The following is a 22,269-nucleotide window of genomic DNA, read 5'->3' as shown; positions in this document are numbered from 1 at the left end:
GGAGCACCCTTGTGTCATGAGACGCCCTCAGGTCACGGTGCGGCCGTCGCCTCCCGCGGCGCCGGCAGGAACCCCGTCCCGTGGAAGTACGTCAGGTAGCGGTCCAGCACCTCGTCGGTGAGCGGTGGCAGACGGACGCCGAGGGCGGCCGCCTCTTCGCTGGTGCGGGCGGAGTCGAAGCGGCGGCGGTCCGTCGCCGCGGCGGAGCCGGAGCCGCTCCCGTCGCCGAGGAACAACTGGGCCGCGTTGTCCGGCCGGGCCGCGACCCGGTCCCGCCACTCCTCGGCGGGGACGGTGCGCACCTCGTGGCCGAGGCGTACGGCCGCCTCGAAGACGCGGTCCAGGCCGGGTGCGTCCGGGTTGGTGTGGTGGTACGTCCGCGGGCCCGGGCGGCCGGAGAGGGCGAGCGCCACCACCGCCGCGCTGACGTGGTCGACCGGCACCCAGTCGGTGGAGCCGTGCGGGAGGTCCGGTACCGCTTCCGCCTGCAGGCACCCCTTGATGAGCTGCCAGAGCAGGTCGCGTTCCTGGCAGGCGCCGGTCGCGGTGTCGCCGCTGATGCGGCCCGGGCGGTGGACGGTCACCGGCAGGCCGCGTTCGCGGGCGAGGCCGACGAGTCCTTCGGCGACCCACTTGCTCTGGGCGTAACCGTCGGGCAGTCCGGCTGCGGGGCCGGTCGGGCTCGTCTCGGTGAGGGGGGCGGTGTCCGGTCCGGCGGGTGGTGCGTAGACGCCGGTGGTGGAGACGTAGTGCATGGCGGGCGAGGCGGACTCGGCGAGCAGCCGGAGCAGTTCCTCGGTGCCGGCGACGTTGGCGGCGCGCAGGTCCTGGTACGGGGCGGCGAAGTTGACGTGGGCGCCGTTGTGCACCACGAGGCCGAGCCGGCGTACCAGGGCGGTCCGGTCCTCGGGCGACAGCCCGAGTCCGGGGGCGGCCAGGTCGCCGGGGACGGGGCGGACGAGGTCGGCGTACCGGGGGTGCCAGAGGCCGTACCGCTCCAGGTTGGCGCGCAGCCGGTGGGCGGCCCGGTGTTCGTCCCCGGCGCGTACCAGGCAGTCGACCGGTTCGCCGGTGGACTCGAGGAGGTCGCGCAGGAGGAAGGCGCCGAGGAAGCCGGAGGCACCGGTCAGCAGCGGGCGGGCGGACGGCCGGGCGGGGCGGCGGGCGGGGGCGGGTACCGGTGCGTTCCGGCCGGCGCCGGTGATGTCCGGGGCGAGGCGGATCTCGGCGGCGAGGTCCGGGCCGGCGGTGCGCTCCCGCGGGTCCGCCTCCCCCGGGGTGCCGCCCAGGAGGCGGTCCACCCCTTCCACCGTGGGGGACGCGAACAGGGCGCGCAGGGACGGGCGTCGGCCGCAGCGCTCCTCGATCCGCTGGGCGAGGGTCACCGCGAGCAGGGAGTGGCCGCCCAGGGCGAAGAAGTCGTCCGTGACACCGACCTCGTCCACGCCGAGTGTCTGTGCGAACACTTCGCACAGGGCCCGTTCCCGGTCCGTGCGCGGGGCGCGGCCGCCGGTCGGTGCGGTCCGGTCGGGCGCGGGAAGCGCCCGCCGGTCGGTCTTGCCGTTGGGCGTGAGGGGCAGCGCGTCGAGGCGCACGAAGGCGGCGGGGACCATGTGGTCGGGGAGGGTGGCGGCGAGGCGGGCGCGCAGCTCGGTCGCACCGGGGCATTCCGGCCCGTCCGCGGGTGTGGTGTACGCGACGAGGCGCCGGTCGCCGGGCCGGTCCTCGCGGACGACGGCACAGGCCGAGGTGACGCCGGGCAGAGCGGTGAGCACGGCTTCGATCTCACCGAGTTCGATGCGGAAGCCGCGGAGTTTGACCTGGTCGTCCACCCGGGAGACGTAGACGAGTGCGCCGGGACCGCCGTCGTCGGGGTCCGTGGTCCAGCGCACCAGGTCGCCGGTGCGGTACATCCGGCCTCCCGCGGGGTCGGAGGGGTCGGCGACGAAGCGGGACGCGGTCAGCCCGGGCCTGCCGTGGTATCCCCGGGCGACCCCGGCGCCGGAGACGTACAGTTCGCCGACGACGCCGGTCGGCACGGGTGCCAGCCGGTCGTCCAGGACGTGGACCCGGGTGCCGTCGAAGGGAACGCCGATGGGCACCGTGTGCTCGGGGGCGAGCGGGCCGTCGGCCCGCTGGGCGGTGCTCATGGTCGCGCAGACGGTGGTCTCGGTCGGGCCGTAGGCGTTGAAGAGGTGCCGACCGGGTGCCCAGGCCCGCACCAGGGCCGGGGTGCACGCCTCTCCGGCGAGCGCCAGGGTGATCCCGGTGGGCAGCGAGCCGGGCGCCATCACCGCCAGTGCGGCGGGCGGCAGGGTGAGGTGGGTGGCGCCGCGCTCCTGGACGGTGGCGGCAAGGGTGGGGCCGGGGAGCAGCGCGGGTCGTTCGTCGATCTCCAGGCAGGCGCCGTTGAGGAGTGCCATGCAGAGTTCCCAGAACGCGGCGTCGAAGCTGACGGACGCCATGTGGAGCACCCGGCTGTCGGGGGTGACGCGCAGCCGTTTCCGCTGACTCGCGGCCATGGCCCCGGCGCCGCGGTGGGTGACCACGACGCCCTTGGGGCGGCCGGTGGAGCCGGAGGTGTAGATGACGTACGCGGGGTGTTCCGGGCGCACCCGGGCAGCGGCCCGGCCCTCGGGGGCGGCGCCCGCGACGGCCTCCGTCGGGTAGAGGTGGGGCACCGGTGAGCCGGGGAGGCGGCGGTGGAGGGCGGGGGTGGTCAGGAGCAGGCGGGGTCGGGCGTCGTCGAGCATGTACGCGAGGCGGTCGGCCGGGTAGTCGGGGTCGAGCGGGACGTACGCGGCTCCGGCCTTGAGGACACCGAGGAGGCCGACGACGAGTTCGTGGGTGCGGGGCAGGGCGACGGCGACCCGGTCCTCCGGGCCGATGCCGAGGGCGGCGAGCCGGTGCGCGAGGGCGTCGGCGCGGGCGTCGAGAGCGGCGTAGGTGAGGGTGGTGCGGGCGTCGCGGACGGCGGGTGCGTCCGGGGTGCGCCGGGCCCACTCCTCGTAGAGCGCGGGGACGGTGGAGCCGGGCAGGTCGTCGGCCGGGCCGGTGCCCCGGGTGGTGAGGCGGGTGCGCTCGGCCGCGGTGAGCACCTCGTACGTGTGCAGCGGGCGGTCCGGATCGGCGGTGACGGCGTCGAGGAGGGTGACGAGCCGTTCGGCGAGACCGCGCACGGTCGCGCTGTCGAAGAGCTCCGTCGCGTAGTCGACCGTGGCCCGCATGCCCTCGGGTGTCCCGTCGGCGCCGTGGATCTCGGTGAAGGTGAAGGAGAGGTCGAACTTGCTGACGGCGGTGTCGACCGGCACGGCGGAGACGGTGAGGCCGGGCAGCTCGACGGGGGCGGCGGGGGTGTGGTTCTGGAGGACCAGCATGGTCTGGAAGAGCGGGTGGTGGTTCTGCGAGCGGGTCGGGTTGCGGAGTTCGACCAGCCGCTCGAAGGGGATGTCCTGGTGTGCGTGCGCGGAGAGGTCGAACTCCTTCACCCTGTCGAGGAGTTCGAGGAACGTCGGGTCGCCCGTGAGGTCGGTGCGGAGCACCAGGGTGTTGACGAAGAGACCGACGAGGTCGGCGGCGGCCTCGTCGGTGCGGCCGGCGACGGCGGTGCCGAGCGGGATGTCGTCCCCGGCGCCGTGGCGGGAGAGCGTGAGCGACAGGGCCGCCTGGAGCACCATGAAGACGGTGCTGCCGGTGGCGCGGGCGAGGTCGGCGATCCGTCGGGAGGTGGATCCGTCCAGCGCGAAGGCGTGCGTGGCGCCGGCATGGCGGGAGACGGCGGGGCGCGGGCGGTCCCAGGGCAGCTCGACCAGTTCCGGCATTCCGTCCAACGCCGCTTCCCAGTGCGCGAGCTGACGGTCCGCCAGGCTGTCCGACCCGTGCGGCTCACCGAGCAGGCGGCGCTGCCAGAGCGCGTGGTCGGCGTACTCCACGGGGAGCGGGGCCCAGTCGGGGGCCTCCGCGCGCAGCCGCGCGCGGTAGGCGGCGCCGAGGTCGCGGGTGAGGGGCGCGAGGGACGAGCCGTCGGCGGCGATGTGGTGGACCACCAGGACGAGGACGTGCGCGTCGTCGGCGAGGCGCAGCAGGGTCGCCCGGAGCGGGAGGCGGTGTCCCACGTCGATCGGTTCGGCCGCGGCGGCCCGGACGCGGTCGGCGAGCTTCTCCTCGTCGGCGGCTTCGACGAGGAGCGGCAGGGTCACGTCCTGCGGCGCGGTGATCTGCTGGCACGGCACGCCGTCGCGCTCCGGGAAGACGGTGCGCAGCGAGGCGTGCCGGACGACGAGGTCGTGCAGGGCCATGCGCAGTGCGTCGGTGTCGAGCGGCCCGTCGAGGCGTACCGCGAAGGGGATGTTGTACGTGGCGGAGGGGCCTTCGAGCCGGTGGAGGAACCACAGGCGCTGCTGGGCGTAGGAGAGCGGGAGGGTGGCGGGGCGTTCCTGCGGCACGAGGGCGGGGCGGGCCGGGCGGCGGGCGTCCCGCAGGGCGGTGGCGAGTGCGGCGACGGTGGGGTTCTCGAAGAGGGTGCGGATGTCCGCCTCGGTCCGCAGCGCGGTACGGATGCGGCCCACGAGCCGGGTGGCGAGCAGCGAATGGCCGCCCAGTGCGAAGAAGCTGTCGTCGGCCGCGACCCGGTCCACCCCCAGCACGTCGGCGAAGAGCCCGGCGAGGATCTCCTCGTGGGCGCCGCTCGGCGGCCTTCCGGCCGACGTCGCCCGCCGGGTGGGCGCGGGCAGGGCGTGCGCGTCGAGCTTGCCGTTGGCGGTGAGCGGGAACGCGTCGAGGCTCTCGACGGCGGTGGGCACCATGTACGCGGGGAGGTGGCGGCCGACGTGCGCGGCGAGCAGACCGGCGTCGGGGGTGCGGCCGGGGGCGGGGACGACGTAGGCGGTGAGGGTGCGGTCGCCGGGCAGGTCCTCGCGGACCACGACACGGGCGGCGCGTACGGACGGGTCGGCGCGGAGCACCGCCTCGATCTCGGCGGGTTCGATGCGGTGGCCGCGCAGTTTGATCTGCTGGTCCGCCCGCGCCAGGTGGTGCAGCGCGCCGTCGGCGTCCCGGCGTACGAGGTCACCGGTGCGGTACATCCGCGCCCCGGTCCCGGCGAACGGGTCGGCGACGAAGCGGGTGGCGGTGAGGCCGGGGCGTCCCAGGTATCCGCGCGCGACGCCGGGCCCGGCGAGGTACAACTCCCCCTCCGCGTCGGCGGGTACGGGCCTCAGCGCCGCGTCGAGCACGTAGGCGCGCACGCCGTCGAGGGGCCGGCCGATCGGCGGGATGCCGTCGGGCTCGTCGCCGGGACGGACGCGGTGCAGGGTGGCGAAGGTGGTGGCCTCGGTGGGCCCGTAGACGTTGAGGACGAGGGTGCCGGGGTGGGCGGTGGCGAGCCGCTGGAGGACGCCGGGGGCTGCCGCCTCGCCGCCGGCGGCGGCCAGGCGCAGCAGGCCCAGCGCGCCGGGATCGGTCTCGGCGACGACGTTGAACAGGGCGGTCGTCAGGAAAGCGGCGGTCACGCCGTGGCGGTCCACCAGGTCCCGGATCGCGGCGGGCTGGAGGGCTCCCTCGGGGGCGACGACGACGCGGCCGCCGTTGAGGAGCGGGACCCACATCTCGAAGGTGGAGGCGTCGAACGCGTACGCCGAGTGCAGGAGGACCGCGTCGCTCACGCCGTCGCCCCAGGTCCGGTCGGCCGCGAGGGAGGTGATGTCGGCGTGGGTGACGCCGACGCCCTTGGGCGCGCCGGTGGAGCCGGAGGTGAACATCACGTACGCGAGCCCGGCGCCGTGGCCCGTGGGCGGGAGGGCGCCGGGGGCGGCGGGGCCGCCGTCCAGCACCCGGCCGGCGGCGTCCACGGTCACCACCGCCGTACCGGCCGGCAGTCGGTCCAGCCACGGGTGCGCACGTGCGGCCTCGTCGACGACGAGCACGCGCGGGCCCGCCACTTCCGCCACGCGGGCGAGGCGTTCGGCGGGCCAGCGCGGATCGAGGGGGACGTAGGCGGCGCCCGCGCGCAGCACCGCCAGGGAGGCGGTGACCAGGGCGGTCGAGCGGCCCATGAGGATCCCGATGCCGGACTCCGTGCCGGCCCCGAGCCCTGTGAGCGCGCCGGCCAGTTCGTCCGCCAGGCGCAGGAGCCGGCCGTAGGTCAGCTCCTCGCCGGCACCGGTGACGGCGATGCTGTCCGGCTGCCGGGCGGCGCGCCGCACCAGGGCACCCGCGACGTTCGTCTCCGTCGTCCCGGGCGGGAGTTCCGCGCCCTGACCCTGTGCCAGCAGCGTGGCGCGTTCGCCGTCCAGGAGCACCGGTACCGCGTCGGCGCGCTGGTCGAGCCCCTGGGACATCGCCGACAGCAGGCGGCGCATCCGGGCGGCGGTGCGGGCCACCTCGTCGTGGCCGAGGACCGCCCGGTGACCGAAGGTGATCCGCAGGGTGTCGCCGGGAGCGATGGTGAGGGTGAGCGGGTAGTGGGCTGCGTCCGTGCCGCTGAAGCCGGTGACGGCGAGGCCGGGCAGACCCCGCTGGGCGGTGCGCAGGGCCTCGGCGTCCATCGGATAGTTCTCGAACACCGTGAGGGTGTCGAAGAGTTCACCGATCCCGGTGGCCTCGCTGATCTCGGTCAGTCCCACGAACTGCGCGCCCAGGAGGCGGCCCTGTTCGTCCTGGAGGCGGGTCAGGAGGGTGGCGAGGGTGTCACCGGGTTCCGGTCGCAGGCGTACCGGCACGGTGTTGATGAAGAGCCCGACCATCGACTCCACGCCGGGTATCTCCGGCGGGCGGCCGGAGACGGTGGTGCCGAAGACGACGTCGGAGCGGCCGGTGAGCCGGGCGAGCAGCAGCCCCCAGGCGCCTTGGACCAGGGTGTTGAGGGTGAGCCGGTGGGCGCGGGCGGTCTCGCGCAGCCCCCGGGTGGTGGCTTCGTCCAACTCGAGCACGAACGTGGCCGGCAGCTCCCCGGAGACGGGCACCTCCCCGGGAACGGCCGGTTCCGGCGGCGCGGGCCGGGCTGCCCCGCCGCGTCCGGCGAGCAGGGTCGGCGCCTCGACGCCGGCCAGCGCGGTCCGCCAGGTGTCCAGGGCCTCGGTGCGGTCCTGCTGGGCCAGCCAGGCGAGGTAGCCGCGGTACGGCGCGACGCGCGGCAGACCGGTGTCGTCGCCCCCGGTCGCGTACAGCGCGAACAGCTCCCGTACCAGCAGGGGCATCGACCAGCCGTCGAGGAGGATGTGGTGGGCGGTCATGACGAGGCGGTGACGGCGTGGGGCGGTGCGCAGCAGCGTGAAGCGCATCAGCGGCGGGGTACCGAGGTCGAAGCGCCGGATCCGGTCGGCGGCGAGGAACGCGGCGAGGCGCGCCTCGGTCGCGGCCGGACCGTCCGGGCCCGTCAGGTCCTCCACCTCCAGCGGCACCGGCACCTCGGTGGCGACGGCCTGTACGGGCTCGGGCAGGTCCTCGTGGAGGAAGCCGACCCGGAGGTTGGCGTGCCGCCGCAGCAGACCGCCGACGGCGGCGCGCAGCGCGGGGACGTCGGGGGTGCCTTCGAGGTCGAAGACGAACTGCGCGGTGTAGACGTCCACGGCGTGGGAGTCGTACAGCGCGTGGAAGAGCATGCCGGCCTGCAACGGCGTCAGCGGCAGTACGTCCTCCAACTGGAACCCGGTCACTTGCGTCCACCCCACTTGTTCTGCAGTCGGTCGATCTGGGCCTGGTCCAGGGAGACCAGGGGAAGGTCGGACGGCGTCCAGCCGCCCGCCTCGGGTCGTGCCGCGTGGTCGGAGAGGGCGCGCAGGGCGCGGCCGAACGCCTCGGACAGGGCCTGGACGTCCGTCTCCCCGAGGAGGTCGGCGGGCCAGGTCCAGCGGGTCACGAGGGTCGGTCCGTCGGTCCCGTCCTCGGTGTGCGCGTTGATGTCGAGCACGTGGTGGACGGGCATGCCTGGGTCCTGCGCGCGCGGCCCGCCGGCGTCGAGCAGGACGTCCCAGTCGGCGCCCCCGCCCGCGCCGCCCGCGTCGGCGTACCGCCCGAGGTAGTTGAAGCCGATCTGGGGATCGGGGGCGGCGGCCAGCCGGGCGCGGGTCGCCGGGTTGAGCCGGCGGAGCATCCCGTAGCCGATCCCGTGGTCGGGGACGGCGCGCAACTGCTCCTTGACGCGCTTGAGGGCGCGTTCGACCCGTGCGGCGTCGAAGTGACCGGGGTCGCGGGGGTCGAGGGGGCCGGCGTCGACCCGGACGGGGTAGAGGGTGGTGAACCAGCCGACGGTACGGGAGAGGTCGACGCGGTCGTCGATCTGCTCCCGGCCGTGGCCCTCCCGATCGACGAGGACGGCGGTGGGGGTGGATCCGGAGCCGTCGGCCCGTGCCGCGCGCCAGGAGCTCACCGCGAGGGCGAGGCCGGTGAGCAGGACGTCGTCCACTCCGGCGTGGAAGGCGGCGGGCACGGTGGTGAGCAGCGGCGCCGTGCGGGAGGCGGGCAGCCGGGTGACGAGGGTGCGGGTCCGGCCGGCGGTGTCCGTGCGGGGATCGAGCGGGCGGTGTCCCAACTGCGGGTCGGGGGTGAGCGACGTCGCTTCCCAGAGCGGGAGTTCCGCCTCCCGGGCGGTGCTGTGCGCCTGGGAGGCGAGGAGGTGCGCCCACTGGCGGTAGGAGGTGGCGACGGCGGGGAGCCGTGCGCCCGGTCCGGCGGAGCCGTCGGAGCGGCCGCCCGCTGCCGCGCGCTCGGTGACGGCCCGCCAGGCCGTGGCGAGGTCGTCGGTGAGGATCCGCCAGGAGACGGCGTCGACGGCGAGGTGGTGGACGACGAGGAGCAGCCGGCCTCGTGCCCGGGGGCCCGCGTCGCACCAGACGGCCTCGACGACGCGGCCGTCGGCGGGGTTCAGCCGCCCGCGGGCCGCTTCGCCGGCCCCGGTGAGGGCGGCGCGGACGGCATCGTCGTCGAGACCCGTCACATCGATGCGGGTGAACCGGTCGCGGGCCGGTACGGAGCCGGGTGGCAGCGCTTCGAGGAGCATCCCGTCCCCGGCCGGGCCGCCGACGCGGAGCCGGAGCATGTCGTGCTGGTCGAGGAGGAGTTGCAGGGCTGCCGTCAGGGTGTCGGCGCCGGCCCCCGACGGTGTGCGCAGCACCCCGGACTGGTTGTACCCCTCCGTGGGGCCGGGTCGTTCCAGGAACCAGGCGACGATCGGGGTGGCCGGCACGACGCCGGTCCCCGGGTGCCCGGAGGCTGCGCTCCCGGCGGGGAAGCCGGGTACCGGGTCCTGGTCCAGTTCGGTGGCGGCGGCCGCGATGGCCTCGGGCGTGCGGTGCGCGAAGACGTCGCGGGGGGTGACCCGCAGGCCGGCCTCGCGGGCACGGCTGACCAGCTGGATGGAGAGGATGCTGTCGCCGCCGAGCGCGAAGAAGTCGTCGTCGGTGCGGACGGTGCCCGTGCGCAGGACGGAGGCGAACACCTCGCAGAGCGCCCGTTCCCTCGCGGTGCGGGGCAGGCCGCCGGGCCGGGCGGCGTCCGGGCGGGCCGGGGCGGGCAGGGCGCGCCGGTCGGTCTTGCCGTTGGGCAGCAGCGGCAGCGCGTCGAGGGGGACGAAGACGGCGGGCACCATGTACGGCGGCAGGGTCTCGGCCAGGCGGGCGCGCAGTTCGTGCTCGGCCGGCGCCGGGGAGCCGCCGCGCGGGCCGGGGACGGTGTAGGCGACGAGGCGGCGCTCGCCGGGCCGGTCCTCACGGACCTGGACGCAGGCGGTGGCGATGGAGTCGAGCGCGGTGAGGGCGGCCTCGATCTCGCCCGGTTCGATGCGGAAGCCGTTCACCTTCACCTGGTCGTCGGCGCGCGAGACGTAGGTGAGCAGACCGTCACCGTCCCGCCGGACGAGGTCGCCGGTGCGGTACATCCGGCTTCCGGCCGGACCGTACGGGTCGGCGGTGAACCGGGAGGCGGTCAGGCCGGGGCGCCGCAGGTAGCCGCGGGCGAGGCCGTCGCCCGCGAGGTGGAGTTCGCCGGTGACCCCGGGCGGCACCGGCCGCAGCGAGGCGTCGAGCACGTAGGCGCGGGTGTTGTCGACCGGGCGTCCGAGCGGCACGCTCCCCTCCCCGGCCGGTCCGTCCCCCGCGGTGGTGCGGTGGTGGTGGGCGGTGGCGTCGATGGTGGCCTCGGTCGGCCCGTAGAGGTTGTGCACCTCGGTCCGCCACTCCCGCGCGACGCGGTCCGCGAGTGTGCGGGGCAGCGGTTCGCCGCCGCACAGGACGGCCCGCAGCGTCGGGGGCACCGTGCCGGGGCCGGTGCCGGTCAGGACGGCCGCGAGGTGCGAGGGGACGAACTGGGCGAGGGTCACGCCCTCGGCGCGCATCCGTGCCAGCAGCGCGGCGGGGTCGTGGTTGAGGGCGGGGGGCACGGGGCAGGTGGAGCCGCCGTGCAGGAGCGGCAGCCAGGTCTCCCAGACCGAGGCGTCGAAGCTCGGCGAGGTGCGGGCGAGGACCCGGTCGTCGCCGGTGAGGCCGAGGTGGTCCGCCATCCACGCCATGTGGTTGGTCAGGGAGGCGTGGGTGACGACCACCCCCTTGGGACGGCCGGTGGAGCCGGAGGTGTAGATGACGTACGCCGCGTCGCGCGGGTCGGGCGCGGCGGCGGCCGGTGGCGCGCTGCCGGTGGCCCAGGCGGACCGGTCGTCGAGCGTGAGGCGGGGCAGCGGGAGGCCGGAGTGTGCGGCGCGGGACGCGTGGGTGAGGAGCAGCGCCGGGCGGGCGTCGTCGAGCATGTACGCGATGCGCGCCTCGGGGTACTCCAGGTCGACCGGCAGGTAGGCGGCGCCGGCCTTGGTCACCGCCAGCACCGCGAGGACCTGGTCGGCGGTGCCCTCCAGCGCCAGGGCGACCAGATCGCCGCGGCCGATGCCCCGTTCGTGCAGGTGGTGGGCGAGGGCGTCGGAGAGCAGGTCGAGTTCGCGGTAGGTGAGCCGGTCGGCGCCGTCCTGTACGGCGACCGCCTCCGGGGTCCGGGCGCACTGCGCGCGGAACGCCTCGGGCGCAGTGCGCGCCGCAGCGGGCCGGGCCGGGCCGTGCGCGACGCGGTCCAGGGCCCGGCGCTCGTCCGCGTGCAGGACGTCCACGGTGCGGACGTGCTGCCCGGGGTCGGTGGCGAGGGTGCCGAGAAGCCGGGTCAGCCGGGCGGCCAGGGTGTGCGCGGTGGCCGGGGCGAAGAGTTCGGTGGAGAACTCCAGGACGCCCCGCAGACCGGCCGGCCGGCCGGCGTCGTCGGACGTCTCGGTGAAGGTGAAGGTGAGGTCGAACTTGCTGATGCCGGTGTGCACGGGCCGCTCCGACACGGTGAGCCCGGGCAGGTCGATCGTGGCGTCGGCCTGGTTCTGGAGGACGAGCATGGTCTGGAAGAGCGGGTGGTGGTTCTGGGCCCGGGCGGGGCTGAGTGCGTCCACCAGCCGTTCGAACGGCAGGTCCTGGTGGGCGTAGGCGGCCAGGTCGAAGTCGCGTACGCGGTCGACGACCTCGCCGAACGTGGGGTTGCCGCTCAGGTCGGTGCGCAGCACGAGGGTGTTGACGAAGAAGCCGACCAGGTCGTCGAGTGCCTCGTCGGTGCGGCCGGCGACCGCGGTGCCCAGCGGGATGTCGTCGCCCGCTCCGTGGCGGGAGAGGAGGACGGAGAGGGCGGCCTGGAGCACCATGAAGAGGCTGCTGCCCCGGGTCCGGGCGAGGTCGGCGAGCGCCCGGTGGGTGTCGGCGGTGACGGTGAAGGCGTGTGCGTCGCCGCAGTACGAGGGGACCGCGGGCCTCGGCCGGTCGCAGGGCAGTTCGAGCAGTTCGGGAGCGCCGGTGAGGGCACCGCGCCAGAAGGCCAGCTGGCGGGCGGCCTGGCTGGAGGGGTCGTCCTCCTCGCCGAGCAGCGCGCGCTGCCAGAGGGTGTAGTCGGTGTACTGGACGGCGAGTTCGGTCCAGCCGGCCTCCTCGCCCTGGCTGCGCGCCCGGTACGCCTCGCCCAGATCGCGGGCGAGCGGAGCGAGGGACCAGCCGTCGCCGGCGATGTGGTGCAGGACCAGCACCAGGACGTGGGAGTCCGGGCCGAGCCGCAGCAGCCGTCCGCGGACCGGGAGTTCGGTGCTCACGTCGAAGGGATGCGCCACCTCGGCGGTGAGCACGTCGTCCAGACGGGCCGGGTCGGTGTCCCGGGGTGTCAGGTCGAGGTCGGCGCCCGCGCCGTCGAGCACCACTTGCTCGGCCACCCCGTCGGTCTCGGGGAAGACGGTCCGCAGGCTCTCGTGGCGCCGGACGACGTCTACGAGGGCGCTCTCCAGGGCGTCGGTGTCGAGCTGTCCGTCGAGGCCGAGGACGAGCGGCACGTTGTAGGTGGCGCTCGGGCCCTCCAGCCGGCCCAGGAACCAGAGGCGTTGCTGGGCGGAGGAGAGCGGCAGCGGGTGAGGGCGGGTCTCCGCCCTCACCAGGGGTGTTCTGGCCTCCTCGGCACTGTCCAGCACCGCGGCGAGGGCTGCCGGGGTGGGGTGCTCGAAGAGCGCCTTGACCGGGACCTCCACGCCGAGCGCGGTGCGGATGCGGGCGGCGAGGCGAGTGGCGAGCAGGGAGTGGCCGCCGAGGGCGAAGAAGTCGCCGTCGGCGTCCGCCGTGTCGAGTCCGAGCACGTCGGCGAAGAGGCCGCGGAGGATCTCCTCGCGGGCGGTGCGGGCCGGCCGGACCGGTCCCTCCCGGTGCGGGGCCCCGTGCACGGGTGCGGGGAGCGCGCGCCGGTCCACCTTGCCGTTGGCGGTCAGCGGCAGCGCGTCGAGCAGCACGAACGCCGAGGGCACCATGTAGGCGGGCAGCGAACGGCCGACGGCCCGGGCGAGGTCGGCCGGCGCGGGACGTGCTCCGGCGGCCGGCACCACGTACGCGACGAGGCGCCGGTCGCCGGCGGTGTCCTCGCGGACGACGGCGAAGGAGTCGGCGACCCCTTCGCAACAGGCGAGGATCCCCTCGATCTCGCCGAGTTCGATGCGGTAGCCGCGCAGCTTCACCTGGCCGTCCGCGCGGGTGACGTAGGCGACCTCTCCGTCCCGGGTCCAGCGGACGAGGTCACCGGTGCGGTACATCCGCCCGCCCGCGGGCCCGTACGGATCGGCGACGAAACGGGTGGCGGTCAGGGCGGGAAGCCCCGAGTAGCCCCGGGACACCCCGTGCCCGGCGAGGTAGAGCTCGCCGACGACACCCGGAGCGACGGGGCCGAGGGAGCCGTCGAGCACGTACAGCCGCATGCCGTCCAGCGGGCGGCCGATGGGCGGTGGTCCGGCCGGGAGGCCGGCGGGCACGTCGTAGCGGGTGGCGAAGGTGGTGGTCTCGGTCGGCCCGTACACGTGCAGGACGCGCAGACCGGGGGTCGTGGCGGCGATCCGCTGCATGGCGTCCGGGGAGGCGAGTTCCCCGCCGGCACAGAGGAGGCGCAGACCCCGGAAGGCGCCCGGGTCGGTCTCGGCGATCACGTTGAAGAGCGCCGTCGTCAGGAAGAGGGCGCTCACCCCCTGCTCGTGGACGGCTTCGCCGAGGACCCGGGCCTCCAGGACGCCTTCCGGTGCGACGACGATCCTGCCGCCGTGCAGGAGGGGGGCCCAGATCTCGAAGGTGGAGGCGTCGAAGACGTACGCCGAGTGCATCAGCACCGCGTCCACCGCGCCGTCGCCCCAGGCGGAGTCGTCGGCGAGCGCGGCCACGTCGGCGTGGGTGACCCCGACGCCCTTGGGCACCCCGGTGGAGCCGGAGGTGAACATGGTGTAGGCGAGGGCCGCGGGCCCCGGTACGGCGGCCGGGACGCCCGGTCGCTCGGGCGAGCCGCGCAGGATCCGGCCGACCCGGTCCACCACCACGACCGGCAGTCGGCCGGCCGCCTCGGTCACCCACCCCGAGGCGAGGGCGGCCTCGTCCACGACGAGGACCCGCACGGACGCCACCGTGGCGACCTGGTCGAGCCGCTCCCCGGGCCAGTGCGCGTCCATCGGGACGTAGGCGCCGGCCGCGCGGACCGCGCCGAGGGAGGCCGTCACCACGGCGGCCGACCGGGTCAGCAGGACGCCGACGCCGCACTCGGGGCCGACGCCGAGCCCGGCCAGGGCGGCGGCGAGGTCGGCGGAGAGGGTGTCGAGGAGGGCGTAGCCGAGGGCGGTGGAGCCGTCGGTGACCGCCACCGCGTGCGGGGTGCGCAGCGCCTGGGCGGCGAAGCGGGCCGGCAGGGTGGCCTCCGGTGCGGCCGGGGCGAGCGGCCGGCCTGTTCCCCGGCGGACGACCCGGTCGCGTTCGTCGGCGGTCAGCAGGTCGTAGGCGCGGAGCGGACGGCCCGGGTCGGCGGCCACCTGTTCGAGGAGGCGGAGGAGCCGGGCGGCGAGCGTCTCGACGGTGTCGCGGTCGAAGAGGGCGGTGGCGTACTCGATGCCGGCGCCGAGACCACCCCCGTCGGCTTCCTCGGTGAACGCGAAGGTGAGGTCGAACTTGCTCAGGCCGTTGTGGACGAGCCGGTCCTCCACGGTGAGGCCGGGGAGGTCGGGGCGGACGGTCTCCTGGTTCTGCAGGACCAGCATGGTCTGGAAGAGCGGGTGGTGGTTGCGGGCCCGGACGGGGTTGAGGCTCTCCACCAGTCGCTCGAAGGGGACGTCCTGGTGCTCGTAGGCGGCCAGGTCGAACTCACGCACGCGCACAAGGAGTTCGCGGAAGGTCGGGCTGCCGGAGAGGTCCGTGCGGAGCACGAGGGTGTTGACGAAGAACCCGACCAGGTCCTCCAGCGCCTCGTCGGTGCGACCGGCGACGGGGGTACCGAGCGGGATGTCGTCGCCCGCTCCGTGCCGGTGCAGCAGGGCGGCCACCGCCGACTGGAGCACCATGAAGAGGCTGCTGCCCGACTCCCGCGCGAGGAGCAGGAGCCGGGCGTGGAGAGCGGGCGGCACGTCGAAGGCGTGGGTGGCTCCCCTCGGGTCGGTGGTGACCGGGCGCGGCCGGTCCAGCGGCAGGTCGATCAGGCCCGGCAGTCCCGCGAGGGCGGTGTGCCAGTGGTCCAGCTGGCGGCGCAGGGCGCTGTGCGGGGCGGTGCCGTCGCCCAGGGCGGCGTGCTGCCAGAGGGTGTAGTCGGCGTACTGGAGCGGGGTGCCCGGGGCCCGCTCGGGCGCCTCGCCGGCGAGGCGCGCCCGGTAGGCCTCGCCGAGGTGGCGGGCGAGGGGGGCGAGGGACCAGCCGTCGGCGGCGATGTGGTGCAGGACCAGCACCAGGACGTGCCGGCCGGGGGCGGGGCGCAGGAGCAGGGCGCGCAGCGGCAGGTCCGTGGCGACGTCGAACGGCTCCCGGACGGCGTCGAGTACGGCGTCCTCCAGGTCGGCGGGGGCCACCCCCACCACGGGCAGCCCGGGGGTGGCGATGTCCGCGCCGACGACCGACTGGTAGGGGGTCCCGTCCCGTTCGGGGAAGAGGGTGCGCAGCGACTCGTGCCGCTCCACGACGTCGTGCAGGGCGGCGCGCAGCGCGTCCGTGTCGAGGGCGCCGCCGAGTTCGAGGACGAGCGGGATGTTGTAGGTGGAGCTGGGCCCTTCGAGGCGCCCCAGGAACCAGAGGCGCTGCTGGGCCGAGGAGAGCGGGAGGGGGTCGGGGCGCCGCTCGGCCGGGACCACGGGAGGGCGGGTCTGGGCGGCCGGGTCGAGGGCGCGCGCCAGGTCCGCGACGGTCGGGTGCTCGAAGAGGGTGCGTACGGCGATCTCCACGCCCAGCACCGCGCGGACACGGCTCACCACGCGCATGGCGAGCAACGAGTGTCCGCCGAGGTCGAAGAAGCTGCTGCGGGGTCCGACGCGGGGCCGGTGCAGTACGTCGGCGAAGATTCCCGCCAGCAGCTCCTCCCGGAAGGTGAGCCGCGCGTTCTCGGCCGGACCGTCGGTCTCCGGTTCTGGTTCGGGCAGGGCGCGCCGGTCCACCTTGCCGTTGGGCAGGAGGGGCAGGGCGTCCAGGGCGACGACGGCGGAGGGCACCATGTGGTGCGGCAGGGCCTCGGCGAGGGCGTCGCGCAGCAGGACGGGGCGCGCGGCGGGGTCGTCGGTCACGGCGTAGGCGACGAGGCGGCGCCGTCCGGGCGCGTCCTCGCGGATCACGGCGCAGGCTCCGACGACACCGGGGTGCGCCAGGAGCGCTGCCTCCACCTCTCCCAACTCGATGCGGAATCCGCGCAGTTTGACCTGGTCGTCGGCGCGGGAGAGGTACTCGAGCAGCCCGTGCGCGTTCCATCGCACGAGGTCGCCGGTGCGGTACATGCGGGCGCCGCCTGCGGCGAGGGGGTCGGCGACGAAGCGTTCGGCGGTCAGACCGGGCCGGCGCAGGTAACCCCGGGCGAGGTTGGGGCCGCTGAGGTACAACTCCCCGGTGACGCCGGGCGGTACGGGGCGCAGCCGGCTGTCGAGGACGTACGCGCGCATGGTGTCGACGGGTCGGCCGATCGGGACCGTCTCGGTCGCGGCGCCGGTCCGGCTGGTGTCGTCGCGGTGTGCGGTGGCGTCGATGGTCGCTTCGGTGGGCCCGTACAGGTTGTGCACGTCGGCGCCCCACCGGGCGGTGATCTCGACGGCGAGGGAGCGCGGCAGGGGCTCCCCGCCGCACAGCACGGCGCGGGGCCGGGGCGGGGGCGCGGTGGGGGCGGCCTCGGCGAGGACGTGGGTCAGGTGCGAGGGCACGAACTGGGCGACGGTGACCTCGAACCGGCGCATCCAGGAGACGAGTTCGGTGGGCTCCCGGTTGGCTTCGGACGGCATCACGCACACTTCGGCACCGGTCGTCAGCGGGAGCCACAGCTCCCAGACGGAGGCGTCGAAGCTGGTGGAGGTACGCGCCAGGACCCGGTCCTCGCCGGTGACGCCGAGGTGGTCCGCCATCCACGCCATGTGGTTGGCGAGCGCGCGGTGGGGCACCACCACGCCCTTGGGGCGGCCGGTGGAGCCGGAGGTGTAGATGACGTACGCGGCGTCCGCCGGGTGGGGCACGTGGCCGAGGGGCGGGAGGTCCGCGGCGGGCGGGGTGGGGGTGGCGTCGAGGGCGAGCCAGGGCAGATCGACGGAGGGCAGGGCCGGGTGGGTGTCCGCGGTGGTGAGCAGCAGGACCGGCCGGGCGTCGTCGAGCATGTGGCGGATGCGGGTCGCCGGGTACTCCGGGTCGACGGGTACGTAGGCGGCGCCGGCCCGCAGTACGGCCAGCATCGCGACGACGGTGTGCACGGACTGCGGCGCGGCGATGGCCACCCGGTCCTCGCGGCCCGCGCCGCGCTCGCGCAGCACGTGGGCGAGGGCGTCGGCGCGGGTGTCGAGTTCCGCGTAGGTGAGACGGGTGCGCGCGTCGCGGACGGCGGTCGCCCCGGGGGTGCGCAGGGCCTGCTCGCGGACAGCCTCGGGGACGGTGAGGACGGGCAACGGCCGTGCCCTTCCGCGGCCTTGGGCGAGGACCAGGTCCCGCTCGTCCGGTCCGGCCGGGTCGTACGCGCCGACCCGGCGGTCGGGGTCGGCGACGGCGAGGGTGAGGATCCGGGCGAGGCGGTCGCTGAGACCGCGCGCGGTGGTGGCGTCGAAGAGGTCGGTCGCGTACTCCAGGTGGCCGCCGATGCCCGAGGGCGCACCGGTGCCGGCGCCCGTGCCGTCCGGTGTGCCGCCGAGTTCGGTCAGTGAGAAGGTCAGGTCGAACTTGCTGATCCCGGTGTGCCGGGACCGGTCGCGGGTGGTGATGCCCGGCAGGTCCAGCTCCGCCCGGTCCTGGTTCTGCAGGACCAGCATGGTCTGGAAGAGCGGGTGGTGGTCGCCGGACCTTTCCGGATTGACCGCTTCCACGATCCGCTCGAAGGGAAGGTCGCCGTGGCTGAAGGCGGCGATGTCGAACTCCCTTATGCGTGTCAGCAGTTCGCGGAAGGTCGGATCGCCCGAGAGGTCGGTGCGCAGCACGACGGTGTTGACGAAGAAGCCGACCAGGTCGCCGAGAGCCTCGTCCGGGCGGCCCGCCGCGGCCGTCCCCAGGGGGATGTCCGTACCGGCTCCGTGGGCGTGCAGCGTCACCGCCAGTGCCGCCTGGAGCACCATGAAGGGGGTGCAGCCGGTCGCCCGGGCGAGCCGGACGAGAGCGGCGTGCTCGGGTGCGGGCAGGACGAAGGGGACGGCGTCGCCCCGGTGGCTGGGGACCGCCGGGCGCGGCCGGTCCAGGGGCAGGTCGATCAGGTCGGGGGCGCCGCGCAGGGCCCGGCGCCAGTGGTCGAGCTGGAGCGCGGCGAGGCTGTGGGGGTCGGCGTCGTCGCCGAGCAGCCGGCGCTGCCAGAGGGTGTAGTCGGCGTACTGCACCGGCAGCGCGGGCCATTCGGGGCTGCCGGTGCCCTCGGTCCTGGCACGGTAGGCGGCGCCGAGGTCGCGGACGAGGGGCGCGAGGGACCAGCCGTCGGCGACGACGTGGTGGAGGACGAGGACCAGGAGGTGGCGGGCCGGGGCCTCCTGGAGGAGACGGGCGCGGACGGCGACGTCACCGGTGAGGTCGAAGGGCTCGGCGATCAGGCGGCGGATCGTTTCCTCCGCCCAGGCGCCGGTGCCGGGGTCCCCGGCCGGGGGCCGCTGGACGACGAGCGGGACCAGCCCGGCCGCGACGGCAGCGTCGAGGACTTCCTGACGCGGTACGCCGTCGTGCTCGGCGAAGACGGTGCGCAGGCTCTCGTGCCGGGCGATGACGTCGGCCAGCGCGCCCCGGAGCGACTCGGTGTCGAGCGGACCGTCGAGTTCCAGGACGAGCGGAATGGTGTAGGTGTCGCCGGGGCCCTCCGCCCGGTTGAGGAACCACAGCCGGCGCTGCGCGAAGGAGAGCGGCACCGCCGCGGGCCGCGGCTGCGGGGTGAGCGCGGGCCGGGCGGCGCCGGTGGTGTCGAGGACGGCGGCGAGCGAGGCGACCGTGGGGTGGTCGAAGAGGGTGCGCAGGTCGAGTTCGGCGCCCAGGGCGGCGCGCACCCGGCCGGTGAGCCGGGTGGCGAGCAGCGAGTGGCCGCCCAGGGAGAAGAAGTTGTCGTCGGCGCCGACCGCTTCGACGCCCAGGACGTCCGCGAACAGGCCGGCCAGGACCTCTTCGAAGGCGGTGCGCGGGGCGCGGCCCGTCGGGGCCGCGGCGGGGGGTGCGGGCAGGGCGCGGCGGTCGACCTTGCCGTTGGGGTTGAGCGGCAGCGCATCGAGTGTCACGAAGACGGAGGGCACCATGTACGCGGGCAGAATGCGGCCGACCCGGCGGGCGAGCGCGGTGTCGTCCGGGCGGGCACCCGGAGCGGGTACGACGTAGGCGACGAGCCGGCGGTCGCCGGGTATGTCCTCGCGGACCAGGACGGCGACGGCGCGCACGTCCGGATCGGCGAGCAGGGCGCTCTCGATCTCGGCGGGTTCGATGCGGTACCCGCGAAGCTTGACCTGCCCGTCCACGCGTCCCACGTACTCGATCTCGCCGTGCGCGGTCCAGCGGACCAGGTCGCCGGTGCGGTACATGCGCGCCCCGTGCGGACCGTGCGGGTCCGCGACGAACCGGCCGGCGGTGAGCGCGGGACGCCCCTGGTAACCGCGGGCGACACCGCGGCCGCCCACGTACAGCTCCCCCACCACTCCGGGCGGTACCAGGCCGAGATCGCGGTCGAGGACGTGGAGCAGCGTCCCGTCGAGCGGGCGTCCGACGGGCGGCACTCCGGACGTGTCGGCGGACACCTGGTGGCGGGCGGCGAAGGTGGTGGTCTCGGTGGGTCCGTACACGTGCAGGACGCGGGTACGGGGCGCGGCGGCCGCCACCCGCTGCATCAGGTCCGGTGTGGCGGCCTCCCCGCCCGCCGCGACCAGGCGCACTCCGGCGAAGGCGGCCGGGTCCGCTTCGGCGACCACGTTGAACAGGGCCGTGGTGAGGAAGAGCGCGGTCACTCCGTACCGCGCGACCAGGCCGGTCAGGACGGGGGCCTCCAGGACGCCCGGCGGGGCGACGACCACCCGGCCGCCGTGCAGGAGCGGCACCCATATCTCGAAGGTGGACGCGTCGAAGACGTAGGCGGAGTGCAGCAGCACCGCCTCGTACGCCCCGCCGGTCCAGGCGGTGTCGGCGGCGAGCGCGAGGACGTCCGCGTGGGTGACCCCGACGCCCTTCGGCAGGCCGGTGGAGCCGGAGGTGAACATCGTGTAGGCGAGCCGGTCCGCGCGCGCCACGTCCGCCGGCCGTCCGGGGCGCGGCGGACCCCCGCGCAGGATCCCGCCGACGGCGTCGACGACGATCACCGGCAGCACGGCGGCCGTCACCTTCACCCAGTGCCGCCCCGCAGCGGCCTCGTCGACAACGAGGGCGCGGATCCCGGCGACCCCCGCGACGCGGCCGAGGCGCTCCTCGGGCCAGCCGGCGTCCATCGGTACGTACGCGGCGCCCGCCCCGACCACGCCGAGGGTGGCGGCCACCACGGCCGCCGAGCGGTCCACCAGGACGCCGACGCCGTCCTCGGGAGCGAGGCCCCAGCCCGCCAGTGCTCCGGAGAGCTCCGCCGCGGTCCGTGCGAGGTCCCGGTAGGAGAGGGTGACGGCGCCGTCCACCACCGCCGGAGCGTCCGGGGTGCGGCGGACCTGGGCTCCGAACGCGTCGGGCAGACTCGTGGCGTGCGCCGGGCCCTGTGGCGCGAGGGCGGCGCCCCGACCGTGGGCGAGGAGTTCACCGGCCGTCTCGGCGTCGAGCAACGGCAGCTCGCGCAGGGGGGTTTCGGTCTCCGCTCCGGCGAGGGCCGACAGGAAGGAGATGACGGCGCGCTGGCTCAGCCGCACGTCCTCGGGGCGGTACAGCTCCTGGTCGGCGTCGAATCCGATCAGCGGACCGGTGCCCTCGGAGCGTTCGGAGACGAAGAGCGAGACGTCGTCGACCGGGCCGATGGAGAGCACGCGGGAGGTGGCGGGGCTGCCGGCGAACTCGAGGTCGTACTCGTAGCCCATGATGTTGACGACGACGTCGGTCAGGCGCGCCGCGTCGTCGGCCATCCGGAGTTCACGGGCGAGCTGCTCGCGGGAGAAGCGCCGGTGGCGCAGGGCGCCGCGCATCTCGCCGGCGACGGCACGGACCAGCGCGCCGACCGTCATGTCGGCGGTGATGTTCAGCCGCAGCGGCAGGATGTTGGCGGTCATGCCGACGATGTGCCGCAGTCCGCCGTGGCGGCCGTTGGAGGCGAGGCCCACCACGACGTCGCTGGTGCCGGTGGCACGTCCCACGTAGGCGGCGACCGCGCTCACCAGGACGGCGGTCCAGCTGGTGCGGTTGGCCGCGGCGAGTCGGCGCAGGTCGTCGAAGACGGCGACGGGCAGCGTCTCGCCGGAGTGGAGGTGCACGCCGTCCGCCGCGGCGGGAACAGCCGTCGGGTGGGCAGCGGTACGCCGGCGGATGAGCGGCGTGCCGCCCCGCGCCCCGTTCCCGTCACCGCCCCCGTCATGGGAGCCGGCGACGCCGGCCGGGGTCGTGGCGTCGGCCGGGACCGCCGTCCCCGGCGCGCGGTCGGCGAACTTGGCGGTCCAGTAGGTCCGGTCCGCCTCGTAGCGGTCGGAGTCGAGGTAGGCCGCCTCGTCGGCGAGGAGGTCGCGGAGCGGGGCGGGGGGCAGCTCGGCCTCGAGGATGTCCTCGCCCCGCAGAGCGCGGGCGTAGAGATCGGCCACCGTGCGGGCGAAGACGGCGCTGCCGAGTCCGTCGACGGCGATGTGGTGGAAGCGGATGTACCAGTAGTGCCGTCCTGGACCGAGTCGCAGCAGTGTGAAGGTGTGCCGCGGGACGTCGATCCGGTCGACGGTGGCCATGTCGTCGGCCAGGTAGCGCTCGGCCGCGGCGGCGGGGTCGTCGGCCCCGGAGAGATCGACCAGCCGGATCCGGTCGGCGCCGGACCGGGGTGGGGGCGCGACCCGTTGGCGTACCACCCCGTCCCTGACGACCAGCTCGACGTTGAGGCTGTCGCACAGGGCGACGGTACGGGCGACGGCGGCCGCGAACGTCCCGGTGTCCAGATCACCGCGGATCTCGAAGCACTCGGCGATGTTGAATTTCGGACTTTCTGGTTCGACCTGCTGGCCGTACCACACACCCTGCTGCGCGAGGGTCAGTTCGAGGAGTTCTCCGGGAATGGCACGGGACGGGATCGAGTCGTTTTCATACATGCCGGTCGACACCTTTGGGGAGAGATTTCGGGGACGACAAGGAAGGCGGGGAGAACCCCGCCCTGCCGGAGCGCACGCCGTCGGCCGAGAACCCACCGAGGCGGAGTGAG

2 protein-coding genes are annotated in these 22,269 nt (G+C 75.3%); both read right to left on the bottom strand.

Annotated elements, in window-relative coordinates:
- Positions 1 to 32 precede the first annotated feature (32 nt).
- Positions 33 to 7,655, bottom strand: coding sequence for a non-ribosomal peptide synthetase (locus tag PZB77_RS28755; protein ID WP_275495548.1), 7,623 nt, complete (start codon positions 7,653 to 7,655; stop codon positions 33 to 35).
- Positions 7,652 to 22,159, bottom strand: coding sequence for a non-ribosomal peptide synthetase (locus tag PZB77_RS28750; protein WP_275495547.1), 14,508 nt, complete (start codon positions 22,157 to 22,159; stop codon positions 7,652 to 7,654). Before PZB77_RS28750 ends, PZB77_RS28755 begins: the two co-directional genes overlap by 4 nt.
- Positions 22,160 to 22,269 lie beyond the last annotated feature (110 nt).

The sequence above is a fragment of the Streptomyces sp. AM 2-1-1 genome (assembly GCF_029167645.1).
Taxonomy (GTDB): Bacteria; Actinomycetota; Actinomycetes; order Streptomycetales; family Streptomycetaceae; genus Streptomyces.
This window is presented reverse-complemented; position numbering and strand designations above follow the sequence as displayed.

What these genes read in the sequence shown, in the direction of transcription:
- PZB77_RS28750 (WP_275495547.1), bottom strand. Translation starts at nt 22,159, where the DNA reads ATGTATGAAAACGACTCGATCCCGTCCCGTGCCATTCCCGGAGAACTC.